General features: G+C 67.7%; 23 protein-coding genes. 11 read left to right on the top strand and 12 right to left on the bottom strand.

Features of this window, described 5'->3' with window-relative positions; all coding sequences use genetic code 11:
- Positions 1-22 precede the first annotated feature (22 nt).
- The 9 genes from ACSQ1W_RS18740 to ACSQ1W_RS18700 form a co-directional block, all read right to left on the bottom strand.
- Positions 23-1,846, bottom strand: a complete 1,824-nt coding sequence (locus ACSQ1W_RS18740; RefSeq protein WP_436045345.1) for a carboxypeptidase regulatory-like domain-containing protein — start codon at positions 1,844-1,846, stop codon at positions 23-25.
- The gene (locus tag ACSQ1W_RS18735) at positions 1,843-4,014 is read right to left on the bottom strand and encodes a hypothetical protein (RefSeq protein ID WP_436045343.1); all 2,172 of its coding nucleotides are present in this window, start codon (positions 4,012-4,014) and stop codon (positions 1,843-1,845) included. The genes ACSQ1W_RS18740 and ACSQ1W_RS18735 overlap by 4 nt, the downstream gene beginning before the upstream one ends.
- Positions 4,011-5,174 carry a BatA domain-containing protein gene (locus ACSQ1W_RS18730; RefSeq protein WP_436045341.1) on the bottom strand — a complete coding sequence of 388 codons (1,164 nt, stop codon included), beginning with the start codon at positions 5,172-5,174 and terminating at the stop codon, positions 4,011-4,013. Before ACSQ1W_RS18730 ends, ACSQ1W_RS18735 begins: the two co-directional genes overlap by 4 nt.
- A complete protein-coding gene (locus ACSQ1W_RS18725; RefSeq protein WP_192274000.1) occupies positions 5,171-6,061 on the bottom strand; it encodes a DUF58 domain-containing protein in 891 nt (296 codons plus the stop codon). The genes ACSQ1W_RS18730 and ACSQ1W_RS18725 overlap by 4 nt, the downstream gene beginning before the upstream one ends.
- 13 nt (positions 6,062-6,074) lie before the next feature.
- Entirely contained in the window at positions 6,075-7,067 is a 993-nt protein-coding gene (locus ACSQ1W_RS18720; RefSeq protein WP_436045339.1) for an AAA family ATPase, read from the bottom strand.
- A 103-nt stretch (positions 7,068-7,170) separates the two neighbouring features.
- Positions 7,171-7,848, bottom strand: a complete 678-nt coding sequence (locus tag ACSQ1W_RS18715) for a DUF4159 domain-containing protein (protein WP_436046249.1) — start codon at positions 7,846-7,848, stop codon at positions 7,171-7,173.
- Between the two features lie 217 nt (positions 7,849-8,065).
- Complete coding sequence (locus ACSQ1W_RS18710; RefSeq protein WP_436045337.1) at positions 8,066-9,400, bottom strand: TldD/PmbA family protein; 1,335 nt, start codon at positions 9,398-9,400, stop codon at positions 8,066-8,068.
- A gap of 23 nt (positions 9,401-9,423) precedes the next feature.
- Entirely contained in the window at positions 9,424-11,058 is a 1,635-nt protein-coding gene (locus ACSQ1W_RS18705) for a TldD/PmbA family protein (RefSeq protein WP_436045335.1), read from the bottom strand.
- 171 nt (positions 11,059-11,229) lie between these two features.
- Entirely contained in the window at positions 11,230-12,858 is a 1,629-nt protein-coding gene (locus tag ACSQ1W_RS18700) for a TldD/PmbA family protein (protein ID WP_436045333.1), read from the bottom strand.
- Positions 12,859-12,982: 124 nt separating this feature from the next.
- Here ACSQ1W_RS18700 and ACSQ1W_RS18695 point away from each other — a divergent pair, with 124 nt between their 5' ends.
- From ACSQ1W_RS18695 to ACSQ1W_RS18685, 3 genes are read left to right on the top strand one after another with little or no spacing between them, the layout of a single operon-like run.
- Positions 12,983-13,834, top strand: coding sequence for an NYN domain-containing protein (locus tag ACSQ1W_RS18695; RefSeq protein WP_436045331.1), 852 nt, complete (start codon positions 12,983-12,985; stop codon positions 13,832-13,834).
- Positions 13,835-13,846: 12 nt separating this feature from the next.
- Positions 13,847-14,167, top strand: coding sequence for a hypothetical protein (locus ACSQ1W_RS18690; RefSeq protein ID WP_436045330.1), 321 nt, complete (start codon positions 13,847-13,849; stop codon positions 14,165-14,167).
- A 33-nt stretch (positions 14,168-14,200) separates the two neighbouring features.
- Entirely contained in the window at positions 14,201-14,797 is a 597-nt protein-coding gene (locus ACSQ1W_RS18685; protein WP_436045329.1) for a DUF938 domain-containing protein, read from the top strand.
- A gap of 3 nt (positions 14,798-14,800) precedes the next feature.
- Here ACSQ1W_RS18685 and ACSQ1W_RS18680 read toward each other — a convergent pair whose 3' ends face one another.
- Together ACSQ1W_RS18680 and ACSQ1W_RS18675 are read right to left on the bottom strand one after the other, a co-directional pair.
- Positions 14,801-15,235, bottom strand: a complete 435-nt coding sequence (locus tag ACSQ1W_RS18680; RefSeq protein WP_343227352.1) for a VOC family protein — start codon at positions 15,233-15,235, stop codon at positions 14,801-14,803.
- Positions 15,232-15,939: an iron-containing redox enzyme family protein gene (locus ACSQ1W_RS18675; RefSeq protein WP_436045328.1), complete on the bottom strand. Its 708-nt coding sequence runs from the start codon at positions 15,937-15,939 to the stop codon at positions 15,232-15,234. The genes ACSQ1W_RS18680 and ACSQ1W_RS18675 overlap by 4 nt, the downstream gene beginning before the upstream one ends.
- 221 nt (positions 15,940-16,160) lie before the next feature.
- Between ACSQ1W_RS18675 and ACSQ1W_RS18670 the strand changes: the two genes are divergently transcribed.
- Positions 16,161-16,988: a hypothetical protein gene (locus ACSQ1W_RS18670; RefSeq protein WP_436045327.1), complete on the top strand. Its 828-nt coding sequence runs from the start codon at positions 16,161-16,163 to the stop codon at positions 16,986-16,988.
- 45 nt (positions 16,989-17,033) lie between these two features.
- On the opposite strand, the gene ACSQ1W_RS18665 is transcribed toward ACSQ1W_RS18670, so the two are convergent.
- Positions 17,034-20,741 (bottom strand): indolepyruvate ferredoxin oxidoreductase family protein, encoded by a 3,708-nt coding sequence (locus tag ACSQ1W_RS18665; RefSeq protein WP_436045326.1) that lies wholly within the window; start codon positions 20,739-20,741, stop codon positions 17,034-17,036.
- 155 nt (positions 20,742-20,896) lie between these two features.
- On the opposite strand from ACSQ1W_RS18665, the gene ACSQ1W_RS18660 reads away from it, so the two are divergent.
- From ACSQ1W_RS18660 to ACSQ1W_RS18630, 7 genes are all read left to right on the top strand, one after another.
- The gene (locus ACSQ1W_RS18660; protein WP_343227351.1) at positions 20,897-21,529 is read left to right on the top strand and encodes a tetratricopeptide repeat protein; all 633 of its coding nucleotides are present in this window, start codon (positions 20,897-20,899) and stop codon (positions 21,527-21,529) included.
- A 49-nt stretch (positions 21,530-21,578) separates the two neighbouring features.
- Entirely contained in the window at positions 21,579-23,312 is a 1,734-nt protein-coding gene (gene ggt / locus ACSQ1W_RS18655) for a gamma-glutamyltransferase (RefSeq protein ID WP_436045325.1), read from the top strand.
- A 65-nt stretch (positions 23,313-23,377) separates the two neighbouring features.
- The gene (locus tag ACSQ1W_RS18650) at positions 23,378-23,764 is read left to right on the top strand and encodes a hypothetical protein (protein WP_436045324.1); all 387 of its coding nucleotides are present in this window, start codon (positions 23,378-23,380) and stop codon (positions 23,762-23,764) included.
- Between the two features lie 114 nt (positions 23,765-23,878).
- Entirely contained in the window at positions 23,879-24,232 is a 354-nt protein-coding gene (locus ACSQ1W_RS18645) for a hypothetical protein (protein ID WP_436045323.1), read from the top strand.
- 153 nt (positions 24,233-24,385) lie between these two features.
- Entirely contained in the window at positions 24,386-24,853 is a 468-nt protein-coding gene (locus tag ACSQ1W_RS18640; protein ID WP_436045322.1) for a hypothetical protein, read from the top strand.
- 125 nt (positions 24,854-24,978) lie between these two features.
- Positions 24,979-25,221, top strand: a complete 243-nt coding sequence (locus ACSQ1W_RS18635) for a DUF1653 domain-containing protein (RefSeq protein WP_436045321.1) — start codon at positions 24,979-24,981, stop codon at positions 25,219-25,221.
- Between the two features lie 7 nt (positions 25,222-25,228).
- Positions 25,229-25,474, top strand: a complete 246-nt coding sequence (locus ACSQ1W_RS18630) for a hypothetical protein (protein WP_436045320.1) — start codon at positions 25,229-25,231, stop codon at positions 25,472-25,474.
- Positions 25,475-25,491: the final 17 nt, after the last annotated feature.

The raw sequence follows: 25,491 nt of genomic DNA, 5'->3' as shown, positions 1-25,491 counted from the left end.
CGCATCGGACATTCGAGAGTCGTTAACCGGCGGTCGGACGACGGCGCTCCAGCCACCAGAGCAGGCCCGCAGCGACCAGGAAGCCGAGGAACCACGGCCATGCCGATCCGCGTGGCCCCTCGACGATGGCGCGGCTGGCGTCGGGCCGTGGTCGTGCGGCCAGCTGCAGGGTCTGTTCGCGCACGGCCATGGCGTGGAGCGTGGGTGCGTCGTCCGCCGCGCGTACATGGAACGGCGTCGTCTTCTCGCCTACGCCCAGCTCGTACCAGCCGGCGACGCGCGGCCAGAAGCCGGCGCACTGCGCGCCGCCGGTCGCCGCATCGCGTTGCAGCCGGGTGATCCGGCCATCCGGCGCGGTGACGCGGGCGTTGTCGGCGAGGTCGCAGAGCACGACGCGCTGGGTGACGCGCGCATCGTCCGGCACGGAATGCGATGCCTCCGCCGTCGTACGCGCGAGCGTGCCGACCGCCTGCGACCACAGGGCGGCATGCGCGTCCGGATGCCCGGCCAGCACCAGGACATAGGTATCCGTCGGGGTCCACGCGCCGATCCGCCCGCGTCCTTCCGCGCGCCACCAGGCGACGACGCTGCCCTCGGCGTCGCGCAGCAACGGGATCGCGTCCGGCGATGCCGTGCGCAGCGCGCGTCGCGCCAGGGTCGGCAGGCCTGCCGGTATGGCGTCGGCGTCGACAGGCGCGTCCGTCGTGCCGGCGCCGCGGCGGGCGCGCCAGGCGTCGTCGTCGGGGGCAGGACGCGGCAGGTGGAATTCGATCTCTTCGTTGCCGGCCAGCGACAGACCCAACATCCGCTGCACGCTTGCCGGCAGCGCACCGTCGGTGCGCACCAGCACGCCGAGACCATCGCGCATCGCCGCGATGAGCGCCGCGCGCTGTCCGTCGCCCAGCGCCGCCGCGCTGCGCGCATCCAGCAGCACCAGGTCGAAGCGTCGCAGCGTGTCGGCGCTCATCGGCAGCGGTGCGTCACCGAGCTGCAGGCCACCGCCGAGACTGATCTGCAGGTGCAACGGAATGCCGGCATCGCTCGCCCAGCGACGCAGGTATTTCAACTCGGCGTTCGGGGCGCCGGCCAACGCCCAGACGCGCGGCGCTGCGTTCGTCCGTGTCCATACCGGCACGGTGGCGGTGTCGACGACGCGGCGCGCGGCATCCAGCACCTCGAGGCGGAACAGCGCGGGTCCCGGCAGGCGGGCGAGTCCGCCGACATGGAAAACGCCTTGCGCATCAGGTGCGGCAGCGGCGATGCGCTGGCCGGCAGGATCGCGCAGAGCCACGGTCGCGTTGGGCACACCCTGCACGCGGCCGCTGACGGCGAACGGCGCACCCGGCGTCGCAGTCGCGACCGGTGACAGTTGCACCAGTCCGCGCGGCACCGGCGACGGCGAGAACGCGAGGGCGCGACCGCCGGCGGCGTCGCGATCGCGCGCTTCCAGCCCCGCGCCGACGACATGAAGGCTGCGGATCTCCGGATGCCGGCGCAGCGCGGTGCCGAGGTCCGGCACGCGCTCGGCATCGGCCATCGCCGGCGCTTCCGGCAGCGCGACGCGCGGCTGGCCCTGGAGCTCGGCGGGCAGGGCCACGCCTTCTGCCTGCGCGGTCATCACCACGAGCGTGCCGGTGGTCGCCGCCTGCCGCGGTGGCAGCAGGGTGAGGTAGAGCAGCGATGCGACGACCGGTTGCAGCAGGCAGAGCAGGGCAAAGCGCAGCGGCGCGCCGCGTTGGTCGCTGGGTGCGCGATGACGCCATAGCGCCAGGCGCACCCACGCCATCGCCACGACGAGCGTAAGCACGCCGGCCAACCACCACGGCAGCGAGGCGGCGACGTTCATCGCGAGGGCTCCTGCCGCAAGGCGTCGAGGTAACGACGACCGGCCGCATCCACCGCCCCGCGTCGCGGCACCTGCGCCGGCGGCTGCGGCGAGGCCGACCACAGCAGCGCACGCAGGCGCTGTCGGCAGGGAGCACAGGCGGGATCGCCGCGGACTTCGTCGATGGCGGCGAACAGGTCCAGCGCATCCGGCACGCGGGCTTCGTTCGTCCGCAGCCACGCCTGCAACGCTTCGAGATCGGTGGCGTCCGCGGGTGCGGTGTCGTTCGCCAGCGCCGCCCAGACGCGTGCCGGTGCGGCGTCTTCGTCATCCGGGCGCTCGAGCGCGCCGAGCGCACGCGGCGCGATGCCCTTGCGATCGCCGCCAAGCCGGCGCGTCTCGTCGATCGGCGGCAGCTCCGGTCCCACCCGCGCCAGGTAGATGCGCGTGGCCTGCTGCACCTGCTTGATGTACTCCAGCGCCTTGTAGGCGAGCGGAAGCGCCTGGTCGGGATGGCCCTGGCGCAGGTGCAGTTCCGACTGCCACATCTGGTCCAGCGCCTTCTTCAACGTGGCGCGTGTCTCCGGGTCGAGCAGGGTCGCCGCTTCCGCATGGTCGTGCGTGTGGCCGTACGCTTCCAGCACGTCCGCTTCGCGGCCGAAGCTGGCGCCGGTCGCGCTGGTCGCTTCGCCGTGACCGTGGCCATCGTCGGCCCGCGCGGATTCGCCGGCATGGTCGTGGCCGTCGTCGTCCGTGTGCTCATCGTCGGCATCGTTGGTCGGCGGGGGCTGGGGTTCGCCCTCGGCCTCCTCGCCGAGGAACTGGCCGTAACGCAGCCGCAGGATGCGCTGGTCGACGCCGATCGCGTCGGCGCGGGTGACGAACGTGTCCGCCGCCAAGCTGCGCTTCTGCTTCTGCAGCGCTTCGGCGTCGATGATGATCTGGCGCTGGCTGCGGAAGTAGGCCGGCATCACCTTCTTCACCAGACCTTCCAGCCCGGTGCTTTCCTGACCGAGGTCGGCCGGCCAGCGCAGGATCAGGCCGGGGCTCTGCGCGCGCTGCGGCGAGGGCGAGCGGTTGTCCTGCACGGTGAGCTGCGCGATCAGGTCGTCGCCCACCGCCATGCCCAGCGCCTTCAGGTCCAGCGAGGAGGTGAAGCGGCGCGCCTTCGCCGGCCCGCTGCCTTGCAGCGTCATCACCTGTTCCTTGAACGCGATGTTCTCGCCGCTGCCCTGCGCCAGCGTCAGCTTCAGCATCGCGGTCGGCGCGATGCCGAAGTCGTCGCGCGCCTCGAACGCGAGCGCCCAGCGCGTCTGCCCGACCGTCACCAGGCTGAGCCCGCGGTCCGGCGCCAGCACCTTCACCTCCGGTGCGCGGTCGGGAATCGCGTCGAGCCGTCGCAGTTTCGTTCGTGGCTGGTCTTCGGTGCCGGCGGCGACCACGCGGTACAGCGTCGACCTCGCCAGCACGTGCGTCGCCTGCCAGGTGTCGCCGTCGCGCGACAGCGCGATGCGCTGCCCGTCGTGGAAGACGAGGGCGGCGGCGACCGGTTGCGGCGCGAAGCGCAGCGTCCACGCCAGCCGCGAACCGACCGGCGCCTTGGCGTCGAGCGTGGCTTCGTCGTGCGCGGCGATGCCGGTGTAGGCGGGCGGTGCCACGTGCAGGCGCTGGGCGACCAGATGCGGGATGCCGGGCGTCGTCGGCACCGGCTCGTCGGAAGGCGTGAGCGCACCGGGCTGGCCGGTCCGTCCAGGCCATAGCATCGCGGCCGCAATCACCACTGCCGCAGTGAGCCACAGCGCGGCGATGCGCGCCCACGGCCAGGGCGTGCGCAGGTCCGGTGCGGGCTGCGTGCGCAGGCGTTCGCGTACACGGGCCTGCTGCAACTGCTGCAACGGGGTCAGCGTGGCCGGCGGCGCCAGCAGCAGGTCGGTGCTGTCGTCGAGATCCTTGCGTCTCGCATCGAGTTGGCGGACGAGCCACGGTGTGTCGAAGGCGCGCGTCCGTCGCCAGGCGAGGAGCGCGAGCAGTGCGATACCCGTGACGGCGATGGCGATCGCGACGCCGGGCGACGCCACTCGCCACAGCACGCCACCCACCGCCACCGGAATCGCCGCGCCCAGCAGCAGCTGGCCGACACCTGCGTGCCGGCGTACCTGCGCGAGACGTTCCGTTGCCGACAGGGTCATGGCGCCACGTTCCGCGAGCTTCGCGTGGCCATCCAGCGCTCGACCAATGCCAGCAGCGCGATCAGCAGCGCCAGCCAGGGTTGCAGGTCGTGCGGTGCGACCGGATACGTCGCGCCGCCTGTCGACGGCGCGTAGTCGGTGGCAAGCACGCGCGTTGGTGCGGCCGCCTGCGTGTCGAACAGGGCCCGCAGGTGCTGTGGGAAATCGGCTTCGACCAGGGTCGGCATCGCGTCCGGTCGCAGCGGGCGGGTGAAGCGCAGCACGCGACCTTCCTTCCGCGCGCCTGCCTCGACCAGCGCGACGCCGTCGCCGTCCCGCCAGGGCGTCGAGGTCGGAGCGAAGCCATCGAGCGCGCTGTCGCTCGCCAGCAGCGCGGTGCCACCGGACTCGATCCACTGCACGACTCGCGCCGGCACGGGGCCCGGGACCAGCCAGACGAGCGGTGTCGTGATCGCAGGCAGGACTTCGTCCTGCGTACCGACGCGCAGCGTCGATGTCGTTGACGCGGCTGGCTGCCACGCCAGCGCCGCGGCACGCAGGTAGCGCAGGCCCGTGTCGTTGCCCGCGGGATGGCGGACGACGAAGGTTGGCGCCGTTGAAGCGGGACGGGATGCCGATGCCATCGCGCCGTCGACCACCGTCCATGTCACCGCGCGCGACAGCCTTGGACGCTCGGCATCAGCGCCTTGCAGCGTCGCTGGCACGACGACGGTCAACGGGGTGTCCGGTGGTAGTTCCGCATCCAGCTGCCGTAACAGGCTGCCGATGGCGGGACCACCGGCAGGCGAAGGCGTGTCCAGCGACGGGAAATCCGGCGCCAGCCAGTGTCGTTGCGCATCCGCGTTGCGTGCCTGCTCGCCTGCGGATGCGACATCGACGCCAGGCACGACGACGATCCATGGCCGCGTGTCGTCCGCGCCGGACAGCACCGGCTTCGCCAGCCACAGCGCGAGCAGTGCCAGCAACAGCAACCGAAGCAGCAGCAGCGGCCATTCGTCGAAGCGGATGCGGTGGCGCGGCTTCGGCTTCTGCCGCAGCCAGCGCAGCGCGGCGAAGTCGGTCGGTGTCTGCTCGTGGCGGCGCGCGAGATGCAGCAGCAGCGGCAGCAGCGCGGCGGCGAGCGCGGCCAACCCGGCGGGCAACAGCAGAGCCAGATTCATGCGTACTCCGCCGCGTCGCGCGCACCGAACAGCCGCCGCAGCGGCAGATCCAGCGGCTGGTCGGTGTAGTAGCGCGCGTGGCGGATGCCGCTGGCATCCAGTCGCGCATCGAGCAGGCGTTGCGCCTCGGCGAAACGTTGCAGGTAATCGGCGCGCAGCGCGACGGCGTCGCCGAGCAGTTCCTCACCGGTCTCCGGATCGCGGAAGCGATGGCCGCCGGTGAACGGAAAGTCGCGTTCCTCGGCGGTGAGCAGCTGGATCGCCAACACTTCGCGGCGTGCCGAGGCCAGGCGTTCGATCAACGCGACCATCGCCTCGTCGAACCCGTCGCTCAACGCCAGCACCAGGTCGCCGGCGCCGATGCGTTCCCAGACCGGAGAGAGCTTCTCGGCGGCGGGAAACATGCCGCCTGCTGTCAGTCCACGCAGTGCCAACAGCAGCTGATCGCGCTGGCGCGCGCCGTTGCCGGGCGACACCAGCCGCACGCCATCGCCATGCAGCACCAGCAGGCCGAAGCGGTCGCCCTGCCGCAGCGCCAGTTCGGCGATGCAGGCGGTCAACCGCCGCGCCGCATCGAAGCGGGTGCCTCGTTCGCCATCGCGCTGCGTCATTGACGCAGTTGCATCGAGCACGATCCACACCGTCAGCGGACTCTCGCGTTCGGCCTCGCGGACGAAGAAGCGGTCCGAGCGCGCGTACAGCTTCCAGTCGATCTGCCGCAGTTCGTCGCCGGGTTCGTAGGCGCGGTACTGGGCGAACTCCAGTCCGGCGCCGCGGCTGCGGCTGTGGTGCACGCCGATCCCCTGCGCGCCGATGGCGCGGCGCGCGGTCAGCCGCAGGTCCTTCAACCGGCTGCGGACGTCGGCGGGGATCAGGTCGTGCGCCACGGCGTGTGAACGGTCAGGCGGCGAACGGCACGCCGCGCAGCAGCGCGGCGATCACGTCGTCCGCACTGACCTGCTCGGCCTCGGCAGCGAACGACAGCAGCAGGCGATGGCGCATCACCGGCTTGGCCAGCGCGACGATATCCTCGCGCGTCGCCGCCAGGCGGCCGTGCAGCAGGGCGCGCGCCTTCGCCGCCAGCACCAACGACTGGCCGGCGCGCGGACCCGCGCCCCAGCGCACGTACTTGCGGATCTCCTCGGGCACGCCGTCGCCGGGCCGGCTGGCGCGCACCAGCCGGGTGATCCAGCGCAGCAGGTCGTCGCTGACGTGCACGTCGCGCACGTGCTTCTGCAGTGCCAGCACGGCCTCGCCTTCCATCACGCGTGGCACGTCGCCGCCGGCACGGCCGGTGGTCTGCGTCAGGATGTCGTGTTCTTCCTGCTCGGTCGGATAGTCGACGCGGATGTGCAGCAGGAAGCGGTCGAGCTGCGCTTCCGGCAGCGGATACGTGCCGGCCTGCTCCAGCGGGTTCTGCGTGGCCAGCACGAAGAACGGCGAGGGCAGTTCATGCGTGGTGCCGGCATAGCTGACGGTGCGCTCCTGCATGGCTTCCAGCAGCGCGGCCTGCGTCTTCGGCGGCGTGCGGTTCAGTTCGTCGGCAAGCAACAGATTCGTGAAGATCGGGCCGGGCTGGAAACGGAAATGACGATGGCCGGTGCCGTGGTCTTCTTCCAGCAGCTCGGTACCCAGGATGTCGCTCGGCATCAGGTCGGGTGTGAACTGCACGCGGCGGAACTGCAGGTGCAGCGCCTGGCCCAGTGACCGTACCAGCAGCGTCTTGCCCAGGCCGGGTACGCCTTCCAGCAGACAGTGGCCGCCGGCGAGCAGGCCGATCAGCAGCTGCTCCACCACGTCCTGCTGGCCGACGATGGCCTGGCCGATGGCGGCGCGGAGTTCGCCCAGCTTCGCGAGCTGCTGCTGGAGGTCGGATTCGGTGATGGCGTTCATGCGGTTTCCGTGGAGGTCGTAGAGCGGAGCTTGCTCCGCTGCGGTATCGATGGTGCTAGCCGGAAGAGCAGCGGAGCAAGCTCCGCTCTACGGAGAAGAGAGATCATGTCGTCAGCGCGTAGATCACGAGGTTGACCGCGAACTTGGTGTTGTCCTCGGCCAGGAAGCGCTTGTTGCGCCAGTCGTAGTCCCACTCGCAGCCGTAGTCCTTGTTGCTGTAGAGCACGCCGAGGCGGCCGTTGATCTCGATACCGTGCAGGTACTCGTGCACCAGGTCGTCGCCCCAGCCGTTGAGTTCGAAGCTGGTGGCGGGCGGACCGTCGAATTTGAAGAACGAGGAGTAGATGCCGTGCGTGTTCGGCAGTTTCTTCATTGCCTTCGCGCCGAAGATCGCCGCCATCTGCGCTTCGAACGACTTGGCGAACAGGCCGTCGATGTCGTGGTTGCAGTCGTCGACGAAGACGAAGCCGCCGTTGCGCACATAGCGCTCGAAGTTGCGCCGCTCGGCGGGATTGAAGTCCACCAGCTTGTGCCCGGCCAGGTAGCAGAACGGCGCGGCCAGCATGCGTGGGTCGGACAGGGCCAGCACGTGTTCCTTCGGGTCGACGCGCAGGCTGGTGTAGTCGATCAGCGAAGTGATGACGTTGGACGGCATGCGCGCATCCACGTCCCAGTCGCCGGAGTCGTACTTCAGGCGGGTGAACCAGAAGTCGTAGTTGCCCGCCGCACGCGCGTTGCGCGGCGCACCGGCCAGCAGCGCGCCGGCCAGGCCGCCGGTCATCAGGCGGAGGAACTCGTTCCGGGTCACGGCGCCAGCAGACCGCCCCTTCCCCCGCGTGCGGGGGAAGGCTGGGATGGGGGCAAGGGCAGAAGGGGTTTCATCGAAAGGCGTCGAGAGAAAGAGCGGGCGTCGGTGCGATCCGTGGCGCGGAACGCAGGCGGCTTCGTCGGGCCCCCACCCCAGCCCTCCCCCGCAGGCGGGGGAGGGGGCAGAACACTTACACCGCGTCCGACAGCGAGGTGAAGGTGAAGTCGCGCAGCTTCATCGGCGGGATCATCATCACGAAGCTGGACTCGTCGCCGGCCACGCGGACGGGCCTGCCGAGTTCCTCGATGTTGTTGAGCATGATCACCGGCGATTCGTTGAAGCGGAAATTCTTCACCGGGTGCTTGATCTGGCCGTTCTCGATGTAGAAGGTGCCGTCGCGGGTCAGGCCGGTCAGCAGCACGGTCTGCGGATCGACCATCCGGATGTACCAGGTACGCGTGACCAGGATGCCCTTCTGCGTGCCGGCGACCAGCTCGGCGGTGGACTTGGTGCCGCCGGCGAACAGCAGGTTGCCCGGCGAACCGGTGGCGCGCTTGCCCTGCTTCTGCGCCCAGAAGCGCGAGTACTCCAGGTTGACCACCTTGCCGTTCTCGACGATGGCCATCTTTTCGCGCGGCAGGCCCTCGTTGTCCCACGGCATCACTTCTGCGCCCGGATGCCACGGATCCGCGCTGATGTTGACGCGCGGATCGTAGACCTGCTCGCCCAGCTTGTTGCCGCCGCCCTTCTTGGACAGGAAGCTGCGGCCTTCGTCGGCCTGGCGCGCGTCGAAGAAGTTCATCATGAAGGAGATCAGGCCGGCGGCCGCGGCCGGTTCCAAGATGACCGTGTACTTGCCCGGCTCCAGTGCCTTGGCTTCCGCCGATTCGCTGGCCTTGCGCATCGCGGTGCGGATGTCGCTGTCGGCCTTGAACGCGTTCGCGTCCTTCAGGTTGCGGCCGACCCAGCCGGAACCGCGGCCGTCCTCGGTGCGCACCGTGCAGGTGTAGTTGAACGCGGTGGCCTTCTGGTAGCCGAAGTTGCCCTTGCTGTTGGCGAAGGCGACGAAGCTCTGGCCGTCCTCCAGGAAGCCGGCGGCGATCAGCTTCTCGGCCTTGCACGGGCCGATCGAATCGGCGGCGACCTGCGCGCGGAATTCCGGGGTGATGGCGGCGGTGGAGTCGCTGAAGGTCGGTGAAGCCTTGTAGGTCTGCTTCTCGACGGCCGGCATGAACTCCGGATTCTCCGGCGCCAGGCGGGCCAGGTCTTCGGCGCGGCGCACCACGCGTTCCAGCGAGGCGTCGTCGAACTCGTTGATCGTCGCCACGCCGGTGCGCTTGCCGAACGCGACCTGCACGGCGAGGTCGGTGTTGCTGACGATGCCGCTGGTGGAGACGTTATTCAGCGCGAAACGGATGTTGCCTTCGATCGAGCCGGTGAGGGATGCGGTGCACTCGTCCGCCTTGGACAGCGCAAGGACCTTGTCCAGGATGGCCTTGGCCCGCGCTTCGGTGAGGATGCTCATGTTCTAGGGTCTCCTTGCGCCGGTCAGCCGAGCGAGCGGGCGGTGTTGATGACGTTCATGCCGTTGAAGCGCGCGGTGGACGACCCGTGCGACACCGCGGATACCTGGCCGGGCTGGCCCTTGCCGTCGAAGAACGAACCGCCCAGGCGGTAGTCGCTCTCGTCGCAGATCGCGGTGCAGGCGTTCCAGAATTCCGGCGTGCGGATCTGGTAGGCCACGTCCTCGAGCTGCTGGGTGATCTTGCCGTTCTTGATCTCGTAGAACAGCTGGCCGCCGAACTGCGCGTTGTAGCGCTGCTGGTCGATCGAGAACGAGCCGTCGCCGATGATGTAGATGCCGTTCTCGACGTCCTTGATCATGTCGGCCACCGACAGCTTGGTCTTGCCCGGGGCCAGCGAGACGTTGGCCATGCGCTGGAACTGCACGCTGCTCCACGAGTCGGCGTAGCAGCAGCCGTCGGATTCGTCCTTGCCCAGGATGTGGGCCTGGTCGCGGATGGTCTGGTAGTCGACCAGCTTGCCTTCCTTCACCAGGTCCCAGCGCTTGGTCTTGACGCCCTCGTCGTCGTAACCGACGGCGCCCAGGCTGCCGGTCTGCACCTTGTCGGCGAACAGGTTGACGATGCCGCTGCCGTACTGGAACGCGTCCTTGCGCTTGTCCAGCGTGGCGAAGCTGGTGCCGGCGTAGTTGGCCTCGTAGCCGAGCACGCGATCCAGTTCCAGCGGGTGACCGACGTTCTCGTGGATGGTCAGCCAGGTATGCGACGGGTCCAGCACCAGGTCGTACTTGCCGGGCTTCACCGACGGGGCGGTCAGCTTGGCGCGCGCCTGCTTGGCGGACGCGATGGCGTCCTCCTTCATGTCGTACGACAGGCCGTAGTTGATCACGCCGTTCGGCGTGGCGTACTTCTGCGAGGCGTCGCCGTCGAGGTACTCATAGCCCATGCCGACCGGCGAGGACAGGCCGTCGCGGGTGCGGAACTTGCCACTGGCCTTGTCGATGGCGGTGACCGTCATCGGCACCCAGATGCGGTGCACGTCCTGGTCGATGTAGGAGCCGTCGGTGCTGGCGAAGTACTTCTGCTCGTTGACCACGAACATCATCGAGTTGACGAAGTCGGCGCCGGCGTTGATCGCGGCGGCGTTGACGCCCAGCAGCAGGTCGACCTTATCCTTGATCGGCACCTCCATCGCGTTCTTCCTGATCGGCGTCTTCCACGACACCTCGCCGAAGCCCGGCGCCTTGGCCAGCTGCACCGGCGCGGTCTGGGTCTTGCTGTTGGCGGTGGCGATCGCGGCGGCCTGGCGCGCGGCGGCGGCCACGCCCTCGGCGGTCAGCGTATTGGTGGCGGCGAAGCCCCAGGCGCCGTTGGCGATCACGCGGATGCCAGCGCCGGTGGACTCCGTGTTCACCACGTTCTGCACCTTGTCCTCGCGGGTGATCACGAACTGGCGCAGGTAGCGGCCGATGCGCACGTCGCAGTAGGTGGCGCCGGCCTGCTTGGCGGCGGCCAGCGCGGCGTCGGCGAGGCGCTTCTTGAACGCGACATCGAGGGTGGACTGGAGTTGCTCGGCGGCGATCGCCTTGCCGAAGTAGGACGGCACCATCAGGCCGCCCACGGTGAGGCCGGTCAGGGCCAGGAAGTCACGACGTTGCAAGGCTGTTCTCCACCATTGGGCCTGCGCGGGGCAGGCGGGGGACTGCGACGGACGCGTTGTGGCCCGCGCCATGTCCACCGCGCGGGTCGTCCCCGATTCTTGCGCCGCGGTGGAGACAGCGTCAAATGACTTTCGGCATACACCCCGCGTCGCGATGCCCGGATCGTGCGATCACCCCAGGCTGCGCGCCGTGTTGATGATGTTGATGCCGTTGAAGCGTGTGGTCGCCGAGCCGTGCGAGACCGCAGAGACCTGGCTGGGCTGGCCCTTGCCGTCGAAGAACGAACCGCCGAGGCGGAAGTCGCGCGCGTCGCAGATGGCGGTGCAGGCGTTCCAGAACTCCGGCGTGCGGATCTGGTAGGCCGCGTCCTCGATCTGCCGCGTCACCTGGCCGTTCCTGATCTCGAAGTACAGCTGGCCGCCGAACTGGGCGTTGTAGCGCTGCTGGTCGATGGAATAGGAACCGCGGCCATGGATGTAGATGCCGTTCTCGACGTCCTTGACCATCTCCGCCACGGTCAGCGGCGTCTTGCCCGGCGCCAGCGAGACATTGGCCATGCGCTGGAACTGCACGCTGCTCCACGAGTCCGCATAGCTGCAGCCGTGCGAGGCGTCTTCGCCGAGGATGTGCACCTCGTCGCGCGTGGCCTGGTAATTGACCAGCACGCCGTCCTTCACCAGGTCCCAGCGCCGCGTCTTGACGCCTTCGTCGTCGTAGCCGACCGCGCCGAGGCTGCGCGGCTCGGTCTTGTCGGCGGTGAAGGTCACGATCGGGCTGCCCCACTGGAAGCGCTGCTCGCGCTTGTCCAGCGTGGCGAAGCTGGTGCCGGCGTAGTTGGCTTCATAGCCGAGCACACGGTCGAGCTCCAGCGGATGGCCGACGTTCTCGTGGATGGTCAGGAACAGGTTGGACGGGTCCAGCACCAGGTCGTACTTGCCGGGTTTCACCGACGGCGCGGTCAGCTTGGCGCGCGCCTGTTTCGCCGCGGCCACGATGTCCTCGCGCAGGTCATACGAGGCGCCGTACGCCACCACGCCACCGGGCAGCGCGATCTTGTCGGCCGGGTTGGCGTCCAGGTATTCGTAGCCCATGCCCATCGGCGCGGACAGGCCGTCGCGCGTCTTGAACCTGCCGGTCGCCTTGTCCACCACGGTCACGGTGAAGGGCACCCAGATGCGGTGCACGTCCTGGTCGATGTAGGAGCCGTCGGTGCTGGCGAAGTACTTCTGCTCGTTGATGACGAACATGCGCGAGGCCGCGAAGCTGGCGCCGGCCGACAGCGCGGTGGCGTTGGCGCCCAGCAGCAGGTCGACCTTGTCCTTCACCGGCACCGCCATCGCGTTCTTGACGATCGGCGTCTTCCACGCCACCTCGCCGGTGCCGGTCAGCGGCGCGAGCTGCACCGGCTTGCCCTGGATGCGCGCGTTGGCGCGGGCGATGGCAACGGCCTGCCGCGCGGCGGCCGCGACGCCGTCCGGCGTCTGGTCGTTGGTCGCGGCGAAGCCCCAGGCGCCCTGTGCGATCACGCGCACGCCGATGCCGGAGGACTCCGTGTTCACCACGTTCTGCACCTTGTCCTCGCGGGTGATCAGCGACTGCCGCAGGTAGCGCCCGATGCGCACGTCGCAGTAGGTCGCGCCCGCGGCGGTCGCCGCCGCCAGCGCGGCATCGGCCAGGCGCTTCTTCTTCGCCATGTCGCCGGGTTCCAGCAGGGCTTCGGCGGCGATGACGCGCGTGCCGGGCAGTGCGAGCCCCGCGAGGGTGAGGCCACCGAGGGCGAGAAAGTCGCGTCGTTGCATCGATCGGGTCCTGGAGCGGAAGCCTCAGGACTGTCGTCGGCACGCGCGGCAACGTCAAGTGACGCCGGTCATGCCGCGGCGACGTGGTGCACAATGCACCCGATCCTGCACAGGAATGGCGCACATGAAATCCCGTCCGGTCGCCCGGCCCGAAAACGACGACGAACAGCCGCGGCTGGCCGTGCTGATCGACGCCGACAACGCGCAGCCCGCCGTCATCGAAGGCCTGCTCGCGGAAACCGCCAAATACGGCGTCGCCAGCGTCAAGCGCATCTACGGCGACTTCACCAGCACGCGCATGACGCAGTGGAAGCAGGCGCTGCTGAAGCACTCGATCAACCCGGTGCAGCAGTTCGCCTACACCAGCGGCAAGAATGCCACCGACAGCTCGCTGATCATCGACGCGATGGACCTGATGTACACGCGCCGGTTCGATGGCGTATGCCTGGTCTCCAGCGACAGCGACTTCACCCGCCTGGCGCAGCGCCTGCGCGAGGAAGGGCTGACCGTGTACGGTTTCGGCGAACGCAAGACGCCGGACGCCTTCGTGCAGGCCTGCGACAAGTTCATCTATGTCGAGGTGTTGCGCAGCGAAGTGCCGGCACCGCCTGCGCCGCCGTCGCCACCGAAACCCGCGAAGAAGGCGGCCAGGCCGGCCGCGAAGAAGCCTGCTGCGCAGGCGGAACCGACCGCCGCGCCCGTGGTCGAGGCGGGCAGGCACGAATCGTTGCCGCTGCGGCTGATCCGCCAAGCCATCGAAGAGGCCAGCGATGACCAGGGCTGGGCCTTCCTCGGCAGCGTGGGCAGCTACCTCAACAAGGTGCGTCCCGATTTCGACACCCGCCTGTATGGCCACAAGAAGCTCAGCGACCTGCTGAAGGCGCATCCCCGCCACTTCACCGTCGAGGAGCGCGGCGGCGACAATGGCCTGAAGCGCATCTACGTGCGCGCAGCCGGCAAAGAAGGGCAGTCATAGGAACGGTGATCAATGGATCTGGACGCATTGATTGCTCGATACCGAAGAACGGTCACAGGCGTGGAGGCCGAGTCCTGTGACTGCGGCGAACAGGTTCTCGCTGGCGATGAGTGGCGGGCGCGCGGTTGCGGATATCTGTATGAATATCTTTTCGATATCACCTTCAGGGACACACTGCAGGATGCGATCGACGCCGGGTCACTTTCAAGCGACCAGGCGATACAGGTACGCGATGTCGACGAGCGCCTGAAAGCGCTGCTGGCGGAGAACAAGATAGACACGACGGGAGTCCGCTTCTGGAACAATGGCGTGCCACGAGCCATCTCGGACTAGCGTCCGCTCGTGTCCAGAGACGGAATGCAGTTGATGACAGAGAAACCATTCGCGCCCTCGTGCGAACGCAACCGGGGGCCGATCCTGGAGGTCCTGCAGCGCCACTTGAGCGAGACGCGCCGCTTGCTCGAGGTCGGCAGCGGCACCGGCCAGCATGCCGTGCACTTCGCGGCGGCGATGCCGTGGCTGACTTGGCAAACCAGCGATCGCGCCGACAATCTCCCGGGCATCACGGCCTGGCTCGACGACATGGCGTTGCCGAACACGCCGCCCACGATCGAACTCAATGTCGACGGCCCGTGGCCTGACGCGACCTTTGAAGCGGTGTTCACCGCCAACAGCCTGCACATCATGGGCTGGCCCCAGGTCGAGGCGTTCTTCGCCGGTGTCGGCCAGGTGCTTGCGAAGGGCGGTCTGCTGATCGTCTACGGGCCCTTCAACTACGGCGGCGAGTTCACCAGCGACAGCAACCGCGCCTTCGAGCAGTGGCTGAAGGATCGCGATGCGGCGTCGGGCATCCGCGACTTCGAAGCCGTGGACGCGCTGGCGCGACGCATTGGCCTGGTTTTGCTCGAAGACAACGCGATGCCGGCGAACAACCGATGCCTGGTCTGGCGACGCGGCGGCTGACGCTCAGGGGATGAAGGTCTGCTCGGGATCGTCGAAAGACTTGAATTCGAGCGCGTTGCCGGAGGGGTCGAACAGGAACATGGTGACGTGCTGGCCTGGCTTGCCCTTCAGGCGCAGGTGCGGTTCCTCATGGAACGGAATGCCGGCGGCCTTGAGCCGCATGGCCAGCGCCTCCCACGCAGCACGGTCCAGGTTCATGCCGAAATGCGGTACCGGTACGGCCTCGCCGTCGAAGCGCCCGTTGTGCAGCGGCCGGCCGTCGGCGCCGATATGCGCGACCAGGTGGTGACCGAAGAAATCGAAGTCCTGGTACGAGGTATCGCGGCGGCCCATCGTGCAGCCCATCACGCCGCCATAGAAGCCGCGTGCCTCGTCGAGGTCGCGGACCGGGAACGCGAGGTGGAACTGGGCGATCGATGCCTCTGCCACCGCGTTCACGACGCGACCTCCAGCGGCGGTGCATATGCGTCCAGGATGTTTTGCCAGAACAGGTTCCAGGCGGTGATGCTGCGCTCGTAGCCGCGTGCCAGCTCGGGCAGTACGCTGGGGTCGTCGCGCAGGTATTCGTCGATGGCGGCGCGGGTCAGCTCGCCGTGGATGATGTCCTCCTCGCCGGTGTGGATGGTCCAGAACTCCCAGTCGATCGTGTCGGCGTTCGCCTGCAGGTAGGGGTGCGTGCGCATGTGCTCGAACATCACCGACAGGTAGGTCTGACACAGGCATTCGCCGCCCATCCCGCGCAGGCCCACGCCGTAGGCGACGGGGTGGCGGGTCATGTCGCGCGTCAGTCCCTGCAGGATGCGCTCGTTGGCGGGCAGCACGTTCGACAGGTCCTGGCTGTCCACACCGATGCTGGTGAGGAAGCGGTCGTACACCGTCGGATGCGCGCGTGCAGGATCGCCTTCGCCCAGCTCCTCGGTCAGGATCTGGCCGAGCAGGCTGCGCAGGCCGCCGAACGGCAGGCGTGCGACCAGCAGTGCGAGGTCGCTGATGTAGTCGATGGTGAAGAAGCGGTACTGGATGCAGAAGCCGCGCAGCGCCTCGACATCGAGCTCCGGCAGGATCTTCATGCGCTGGGCGGCCAGCGCTTCGGTGGATTCCTTGGCGGCGTCGGCGAAACGCCAGAATTGCTCCCGGTTCATGGGCTGCGCATGCATCGATGGACTCCTGCGGATGGGGCGCGACGCATCACCAGCACTCATGCGCACGAGCGCGCCGTTCCTCCGGATGATGGTGAGCGCAGGCGTGAGCAGCGCGTGCAAAGAAGGAATGAACAGGACGTATCACTGCGCGATTAATGCAGTGCGAAGCAATGTGAAGAGAAGCCACGGCCACCTGCGCGCGCGCTTGCTAGCATCCGGCCATGACGTCGCTGTACCACGTGTCCCTGCATGAACGCGCATCGCCCGGCGACGACGAGGGCGTGCGCCTGTTGTGGACCAGCGGTTGGGACTCGACGTTCCAGCTGCTTCGTCTACTGCTGAAGCACCGGCTGGTGGTGACGCCTTATTACCTGGAGGATCCGACGCGGCCTTCCACGGCCACGGAACTGCAGAGCCTGCAGCGGATCACCGACGCCCTGCATGCCCGGCATCCGCATACGCGCGACCTGCTGCGGCCGCTGCGGCGGTTCCGTGTTGCGGAACTGGATCACGATGCCGACATTGCCGACGCATTGCGCAGGGTGCGACGGCACATGTACATCGGCAGCCAGTACGCCTGGCTTCCGCAATTCTGCAGACAGCACGGCATCGATGGCATCGAGCTGAGCGTGCACGTGGACGACAAGGTGCAGGCGCTGCTGTCGTCGAAGGTGGAGGCGTTCGAACAGGCGGACACCTACCGCAGTTTCCGGCTGTCCGCGCGCCATGCGGGCACGCCGGAGTACACCCTGTTCCGCCACTTCAGCTTTCCGCTGTTCCCGATCGACAAGCGCGCGATGCAGGACGAGGCCGCGCGCGAAGGCTGGAGCGCGCTGATGGACATGACGTGGTTCTGCCATCGTCCGTGGCGTGGCCGACCCTGCGGCGCTTGCGCGCCATGCGTGTACACGATCGAGGAAGGCCTCGCGTGGCGCGTGCCGCGGACGCGCCGCGCGCTGTCCTTCGTCTACCGGACACTGGCGTTGCCGCTGAAGCCGCCGTTGCGCAGCGCACTGGCCACGCTCGGGTTGAGAGGCGCGCGCTCCTAGCCAGCACACAGGAAAAACCCCGCCGGAGCGGGGTCTTCTGTCTGCTTACGCCGCCTGCACGATGTGCAGCGCCTTCGGGTTGCGCCACAAGCCCAGCAGCTCCGCTTCGCGCGCCTTGGCGGCGTGCTGGTGCTTTTCCTTGACGTGGCCGTAGCCGCGGATGTGCTCGGGGATGCTCGCGATCTCCACGGCCAGGCCCAGCTTGCCGGCATCCAGCGCGGCCAGCAGCTCGCCGATGGTCTTCTCGTAGTCCGCGATCAGCTGGCGCTCGCCCTTGCGTTCATCGGTGTAGCCGAACACGTCGAACGTGCCGCCGCGAAGGAAGCGCAGCTTCGCCAGCAGGCCGAACGCCTTGAACATCCACGGACCGTATTCCTTCTTCATCAGTCGACCGTGCGCGTCCTTCTTGGCGAACAGCGGCGGCGCGAGGTGGAAGTGCACCTCGTAGTCGCCGTCGAACTGCTGCTGCAGGCGGCGCTGGAACTCGCCGCTGGTGTACAGGCGCGCGACTTCGTACTCGTCCTTGTACGCCATCAGCTTGAAGAAGTAGCGGGCCACCGCCTCGGTCAGCGCGGTCGAACCGGGCGCCCGGGTGTTCTCGGCGCTGCGCACCTGCGTCACCAGATCGGTGTAGCGGCGGGCATAGGCGGCGTCCTGATACTCGGTCAGGAACGTGGTGCGGCGTGCGATCAACTCGTCCAGCGAACGCGACAGGCGCAGGTCGTCCAGCGGCAGGAAGGCGACGTCCGCGTCGCCCGCGCCGTCTTCCGGCAGGCCACGCAGCTCGCTCTCGTTGCCTGGATTGCGCGGCGCCGCGTTGGCACCCCATTCGGTGCTTTCCCACTCGCCCGGCGGCAGCACCTGCAGGGCACGCGGCGTGCGTTCGCTCTCGGTCTGCGTATTGCGGATCAGGCCGGCGGCTTCCTGCACCGCCTGCGGATTCACCACGGCCAGTCTGCCCCAGGCGAAGGCGGTCTTGTTCATCTCGATGGCGGCGCCATTGAGCTCGACCGCACGCATGATCGCGTCGAACGAGATCGGTACCAGGCCCTGCTGCCAGGCATAGCCCAGCATGAAGAGGTTGCTGCCGATGGCGTCGCCGATCAGCGCGGTCGCGATCTGCGTGGCATCGACCAGCAGCGGGTCGCGGCCGCCCAGGGCGACCTTCACGCCAGCCACGATGTCGGTGGCGGGGAACTGCATGTCCGGATGGGTGGTGAACGTGCCCGGCATCGCCTCGTAGGTGTTCAGCACGACCTGCGAACGTTCGCCGCGCACCTTCGACAGCACCCAGTAGTCGTTGACCACCACCATGTCGCAGCCCAGCACCAGGTCGGCTTCGCCGGCGGCGATGCGCACGGCGTGGATGTCTTCCGGCGTGCGTGCGATGCGGATGTGCGTGGTCACCGCGCCGCCCTTCTGCGCCAGGCCGGTCTGGTCGAGCACGCTGGCGCCCTTGCCTTCCAGATGGCCGGCCATGCCGAGCAGCGCGCCGATGGTCACCACGCCGGTGCCGCCGACGCCGGTGATCAGGATGTTCCAGGGTTCATTGAGGTCCGACTTGAATGCAGGCGCCGGCAGCGCGGCGAGCAGGTCGGCGGCGTTGGCCTTCTTGCCCTTGCGCGGCGTGCCGCCGTGCACCGTGACGAAGCTGGGGCAGAAGCCGTCGACGCAGCGGAAGTCCTTGTTGCAGTTCGACTGGTCGATCTCGCGCTTGCGACCGAACTCGGTTTCCTTCGGCAGTACCGACACGCAGAAGCTCTTCACGCCGCAGTCGCCGCAGCCCTCGCAGACCAGCGTGTTGATCATCGTGCGCTTGGCCGGGTCCGGCAGCTTGCCGCGCTTGCGGCGGCGGCGCTTCTCGGTGGCGCAGACCTGGTCGTAGATCAGGATGGACACGCCCTTGACCGTGCGCAGGCGGCGCTGCACGTCGTCCAGTTCGGCACGGTCGAAGAACTCCACGCCGCTCGGGAACAGCTCGCGCTTGCTCCACTTGCGGATGTCGTCGCTGACCACGACGATCGTGTCCACGCCCTCGGCGCGCATCATGTGCGCGATCTGCGGCACCGACAGCGTGCCGTCCACCGGCTGGCCGCCGGTCATCGCCACCGCGTCGTTGTAGAGGATCTTGTAGGTGATGTTCACGCCGGTGGCGACCGACTGGCGCACCGCCAGCGAACCGGAGTGGAAGAACGTGCCGTCGCCCAGATTCTGGAAGACGTGCTCGGTCTCGGTGAACGGCGCTTGGCCCGACCACGTCACGCCTTCGCCTCCCATGTGGGTGAAGGTGTCGGTGTCGCGGTCCATCCACGTGACCATGTAGTGGCAGCCGATGCCGCCGAGCGCGCGCGAGCCTTCCGGCACCACCGTCGAAGTGTTGTGCGGGCAGCCGCTGCAGTAGTGCGGCACGCGCGGGAAGTTGGCGCGCGGCAGCGCCATCTCGGCTTCCTTATCCTCCATCCAGCGCAGGCGCTGTTCGATGGATTCCGTCGTGAAGAAACGCTGGATGCGGCGGCCGATCACGCCGGCGATCGTCGCCGGGGTCAGCTCGCCGGTGGACGGCAGGATCCACTCGCCGCCCTCGTCGTACTTGCCGACGATGGACGGACGCGTGCCCGCGCTGGCGGGCCAGTTGTAGAAGTACTCCTTCATCTGCCGCTCGATGAAGGCGCGCTTCTCCTCCACAACGACGATGTCTTCCAGCCCTTTCGCGAACTCGGTGATGCCGACCGGTTCCAGCGGCCAAGTCATGCCGACCTTGTAGACGCGGATGCCGATGTCGGCGCAGGCCTGCTCGTCCAGGCCCAGGTATTCCAGCGCCTGCAGCACGTCCAGGTAGCTCTTGCCGGTGGTGACGATGCCAAGACGCGCGCGCGGCGAGTCCAGCACGATGCGGTCCACCTTGTTCGCCCGCGCGAACGCCTGCGCCGCGGCGACCGCGTACTTGTGCAGGCGCATCTCCTGGTCGAGCGGCGGGTTCGGCCAGCGGATGTTCAAACCGCCCGCCGGCATCGCGAAGTCTTCCGGCAGGATGATCTCGCGCGCGAACGGATCCACCTGCACCGAGGCCGACGACTCCACGGTCTCGGCGATCGTCTTGAAGCCGATCCAGCGGCCCGTGTAACGGCTCATCGCCCAGCCGACCAGACCCAGGTCGAGGATGTCCTGCACGCCGGCCGGGTTCAGCACCGGCATCATCGCGCTGACGAATTCATCCTCCGAGCCGTGCGGCAGCGTCGAGCTGCGGCAGTTGTGGTCGTCCGCCGCCAGCGCCAGCACACCACCGAACTTCGAGGTGCCGGCGGCGTTGCCGTGCTTGAACACGTCGCCGCAGCGGTCCACGCCGGGACCCTTGCCGTACCACATCGAGTACACGCCATCGACGGTGGCGCCGGGGAACAGGTTGGTCTGCTGCGTGCCCCACACCATGGTCGCGCCCAGGTCCTCGTTCAGGCCCGGGGTGAACTTCACGCCGGCGGACTCGAGATGCTTGCGTGCGCGCCACAGTTCCAAGTCGAAGCCGCCCAGCGGCGAACCGCGGTAGCCACTGATGAAGCCCGCCGTGTTCAGGCCGGCGGCCTGGTCGCGCAGCCGCTGCATCAGCGGCAACCGCACCAGCGCCTGCACGCCACTCAGGTAGATGCGGCCGTCGGTGCGCGTGTACTTGTGTTCCAGCGTGTAGTCGCTGTCGATCACCCCGATCTGCGGCGTATTGGCGGACGAGGGCGAGGTGAGTTCGGCGGTGCTGGTCATGGCGGGCCCAAAGCGGCTGGCGAGGCCCGATAACCCCTCGGGCGTGAAGGCGCGCATTGTAACAGCGGCATTTTCTGTGACGCGCATCACTGCGTCGTTGTGCGTTGCAGCGGTTAGGATGCGCCGGGGGGCTGTTGTAGTCCGGGGGAAACGTAGTGAAAGCAGGCAAGTGCACACTGCTGGCCATCGTGCTGGCATCGGCGGTCTTTTCCGCGCAGGCACAGTCGGTGCCGAAGCCGAAGGAATTCTATTTCGACGAGGACCGCGCGGCCGTGCCGGTCGTCGCCATCACCGGCGTGGAAGGGGCTGCGCTGGTGGACCAGTTGGTGAAGGCGCGCGAGCGTGGCCGCAAGATGGTCGAAGCCACTGCGCAACTGGGGCACATCGCGCTGAACGATGGCCGTGCCGACCTGGGACGGCAGCTTTACCAGCAGGCCCTGAGCAGCACGCAGTCCGGCGGCAACCTGTGGCGTTCGATCAGCTGGAACTACGGCTGGGACCTGTATCGCCTGGGCGAACACGAGGCTGCGTTGCAGCAGTGGACGCCGCTGGTCAGCGCGGTCCGCGGCCCCTCGTGGGTGCCGCCCACCCTCGCGCTGGCACTGTGGAAGCAGGGCCGCAAGGAAGACGCGGTGCAATGGTACGGCGCGGCCGTGCGCACCGAGCCCCTGCTGTGGACCGATGCGCGCAACTACGCCACGCTGCTGCCCGGCTGGCGACAGGAAGATCGCGACACGCTGGCCGAAGTGCTCGGCGCCTGGCAGGCCAATCCGCCGGTCTGGCCGTAACGCGTAAGATCGGCAGATGAAGGCGCGCACCGTGCGCCATCCTCCGTCCATGATGCGCACCCTTGCTTCGCTGTGCCTGGCGACGGCGTTGACCGCCGCCGCCGGTATCCCCGCTTCCGCCGCCGACCGCATCACCGGTCGCGCCTTCGCCACCCGCTCCGATGTCATCGCGCCGCACGCGATGGCGGCCACCTCGCATCCGCTCGCCACCCAGATCGCGCTGGATGTGATGAAGCAGGGCGGCACCGCGATGGACGCGGCCATCGCCGCCAACGCGGCGCTGGGCCTGATGGAACCCACCGGTAACGGCATCGGCGGCGACCTGTTCGCCATCGTCTGGGACCCGAAGACGAAGAAGCTGCACGGCTACAACGGCTCGGGCCGTTCGCCGAAGTCGCTGACGCTCGATCATTTCAAACAGCAGGGCATCACCGATATCCCCGCGCACGGGCCGTTGCCGGTCAGCGTGCCCGGTGCGGTCGATGGCTGGTTCGCGCTGCACGACCGCTTCGGCAAGCTGCCGATGCGCGACGTGCTGGCGCCGACCATCCGCTACGCGCGCGACGGCCACCCGGTCCACCAGACGATCGCCTATTACTGGCAGCGCTCGGTGCCGCGGCTGTCGAAGTTCCCCGGCTTCACCGAGCAGTTCACGATCGACGGCCGCGCACCGCGCACCGGTGAGATGTGGAAGAACCCGTATCTGGCCGACACGCTGCAGAAGATCGCCGACGGTGGCCGCGATGCGTTCTACAAGGGAGACATCGCGCGCACCATCGACGCCTACTTCAAGGCCAACGGCGGCTTCCTCTCGTACGAGGACATGGCCGCACACCACGGCGAATGGGTCACGCCCGTAAGCACCAACTACCGCGGCTACGACGTGTGGGAACTGCCGCCGAACGGGCAGGGCATCGCCGCGCTGCAGATGCTCAACGTGCTGGAAGGCTACGACTTCAGCAGGATCCCTTACGGCAGCGCCGAGCACGTGCACCTGCTGGTGGAAGCCAAGAAGCTGGCCTTCGCCGACCGCGCGCGGTGGTACGCCGACCCTGCCTTCCAGCCGTTGCCTGTCGCGCGCATGATCTCCAAGCCGTATGCGCGTGAGCGCGCCAAGCTGATTTCGCCCGACAAGGTGCTGCGAGAAGTTCAGCCGGGCACGCCGAAGGAGCTGGAAGAGGGCGACACCATCTACATGACCGTCGCCGACAAGGACGGCATGATGGTCTCGCTGATCCAGTCGAACTACCGCGGCATGGGCAGCGGCATGACGCCGACCGGCCTGGGCTTCATCCTGCAGGACCGCGGCGAGATGTTCGTGCTGAAGGACTGCGAAAGCGCCACGCCGCATCCGAACTGCTACGCGCCGGGCAAGCGTCCGTTCCAGACCATCATCCCGGCCTTCATCACCAAGGACGGCAAGCCGTGGGTCAGCTTCGGCGTGATGGGCGGCGCGATGCAGCCGCAGGGCCACGTGCAGATCGTGATGAACCTGGTCGACTTCGGCATGACGTTGCAGGAGGCCGGCGATGCGCCGCGCGTGCAGCACGACGGTTCCACCGAACCGGTCGGCAGCGCCACGGTCATGAGCGACGGCGGCGTGGTGCAGCTGGAATCCGGCTTCCCCTACGAAACCGTGCGCGCACTGATGGACAAGGGCCATCACGTCGAATGGGCGCTGGGTCCATACGGCGGTTACCAGGCCATCCAGCGCGACCCGAAGAGCGGCGTGTATTACGGCGCCAGCGAGAGTCGCAAGGATGGGCAGGCGGCGGGGTATTGAGGATGCAGGCGGCAGGCATGCACTTGCGTAGGACGAAGACTCGCTCAGCAGCATGTCTGCTGCTGTTGCTGTCACCGCTCGCGTCGGCATGCGAGGAAGACCTCCGTGTCGGCTATCAGGATGCGCTTGCGTCACGCGCGATCCTGGTGGCCAAGGTCGTCGATGTCGACATGGACGGCCATGGGCCTGCGCGTGAGCCCGTTGTCTCCCTGAGCACCCAGGACGTTCTGAAGGGGCGGGTCCGCGCCGAGTTCCGGCACACGGTACGCTGCGGCGACAGCTTCATCTTCAAGCCCGGCGACCGCGCGATCCTGGTGACGAATCCGGATGGTGGGGCACGCCTGACGGATCCGCGCCGCCATCCCGAGTATGAGCGGGAACTCCGATCTGCACTGGCACGAATGCGTGAGCCCGTAGGCTCGATTGAAGCCGGCCTGATGGTGAAGCCGTAAACCCGCGCCGTCCCAGGCTGCAAACAGGGCGTAGGATGGGTGGAGCGAAGCGGCTTCCAACGGCGAAGCCGGTCTACCCATCGATACGATCGACCGCCCCTCGCCGGAGCGCCTATGCGTCGTGATCCCGCACTCCACCAGCTCATTACGGCCATTGCGCGCGAGTACGGCCAGCGGGTCGTGTACGACACGCATTTCGACGCATTCAACTGGGAAATCCGGTGGTGGACGGACGGCGTACTGATCGCGGTGGATATACAGCCTTGCCCGGAAGGACGGATCGAGCTGACCCGATTACGTACACGCTATCCCACGCTGCCAAGACTGCTTGCATGGGCGCGGCGTATCCTTCCGATGTTTCCGCAGTGGGGCATCACTACTCGGGACCCGCTGGCGAGACTGGTTTGGCCCTCGGATGTCGGACGCCTACGCGAAGTCATCGTCTCCGAACTGCCGCGCGTACGATGAACTGAGATAGGAAGAGCACGTAGCATGGGTGAAGCGAAGCGGCTTGCAACGGCGGGGCCGGTCTATCCATCGCTTTTTGTTTGTATCGTATGGCGGTGAGTGGTGTCCTGAGCTCGCCAATCCGACCGGCACCGCATCGCGGAGGAGGCCTTCATGCAGACATGGCTCATGCTTGCGGCACTCGCGCAAGGCGCCGCCGAACCACCGCGTCCGCCGCCGACGCCTCGGCCGCTGGTTGAGCGTGCCTTCTGTACGGCGAGCGTGGGAACTGAGGCCAGGACAGTGGAGAGCTTGCAGGGCGACTACCGCATCGTCGGGCTGACGCCGAAGGATCGCGCGCCTTATTCGGGCACGATGAAGATCGTGGCCTCCACCGCCACCGAGATCCGCCTCGAATCAAGGATCGGTACCAGGACCCGGCACGCCACAGCGCGCTACATGCGTTGTGGTGAAGGCGTCAAACAACTGTACGTCACCGTTGATCACCCTGGCACACCGCGGCAGCTGTACTGCGTGGTGCACAACGACTATGACAACCTGCATCGCGCCACCTGCAGCGGGCAGGCGAGCGACGGCGACGGGGACAAGGGCCTGGAGGCATGGTTCGAGATCGTGCCGTAAGCATTACGTGGTCGATCCGAACACGTAGGATGGGTGGAGCGAAGCGATACCCATCGCTCTTTTGTTCTGATCGGCAGACGATGGGTATCGCTTCGCTCCACCCATCCTCCAAAGCTGGATATGACATGGCCGCACTCCCCGCCCTTCCCGAACTCGCCACCGGCCTCTATCGCCACTATAAGGGCAACGACTACGAAGTCGTCGCGGTGGCACGGCACAGCGAGACGCTGGAGCCGGTGGTGGTGTACCGCGCGCTGTACGGTGAAGGCGGCCTGTGGGTACGGCCGTACGCGATGTTCTGTGAGGAGGTGGTGGTGGATGGGCGTACCGTGCGCCGCTTCGCACCGATCGAGCACGCACAGCAGTGAGGTGTGCATGGGAAAGTTGTCGAAACTGAGGGCGTGGATCAATCGCGATGATGGGCGGTTCTACCGGGTGGGTAATGCATCCATCGGTCCATTGAGCCTCATCGGTGGCCTCCTCATCGCCGTCGCGTTGATCCTGTCGCAACTGCATCGGCATGCTGCACTACATGTGGCCTGGCCAATTGCGGTGGGAATCATCGGTGTTGCTTTGCTGTTCGTGGGTGGCTACAGGGACGATCGTCGCGATGACATCTGACCATCCCTTGGCATGAT

It is taken from the genome of Pseudoxanthomonas sp. LjRoot143, from assembly GCF_964252945.1.
In the GTDB taxonomy this organism is placed as follows: Bacteria; Pseudomonadota; Gammaproteobacteria; order Xanthomonadales; family Xanthomonadaceae; genus Pseudoxanthomonas_A.
This window is presented reverse-complemented; position numbering and strand designations above follow the sequence as displayed.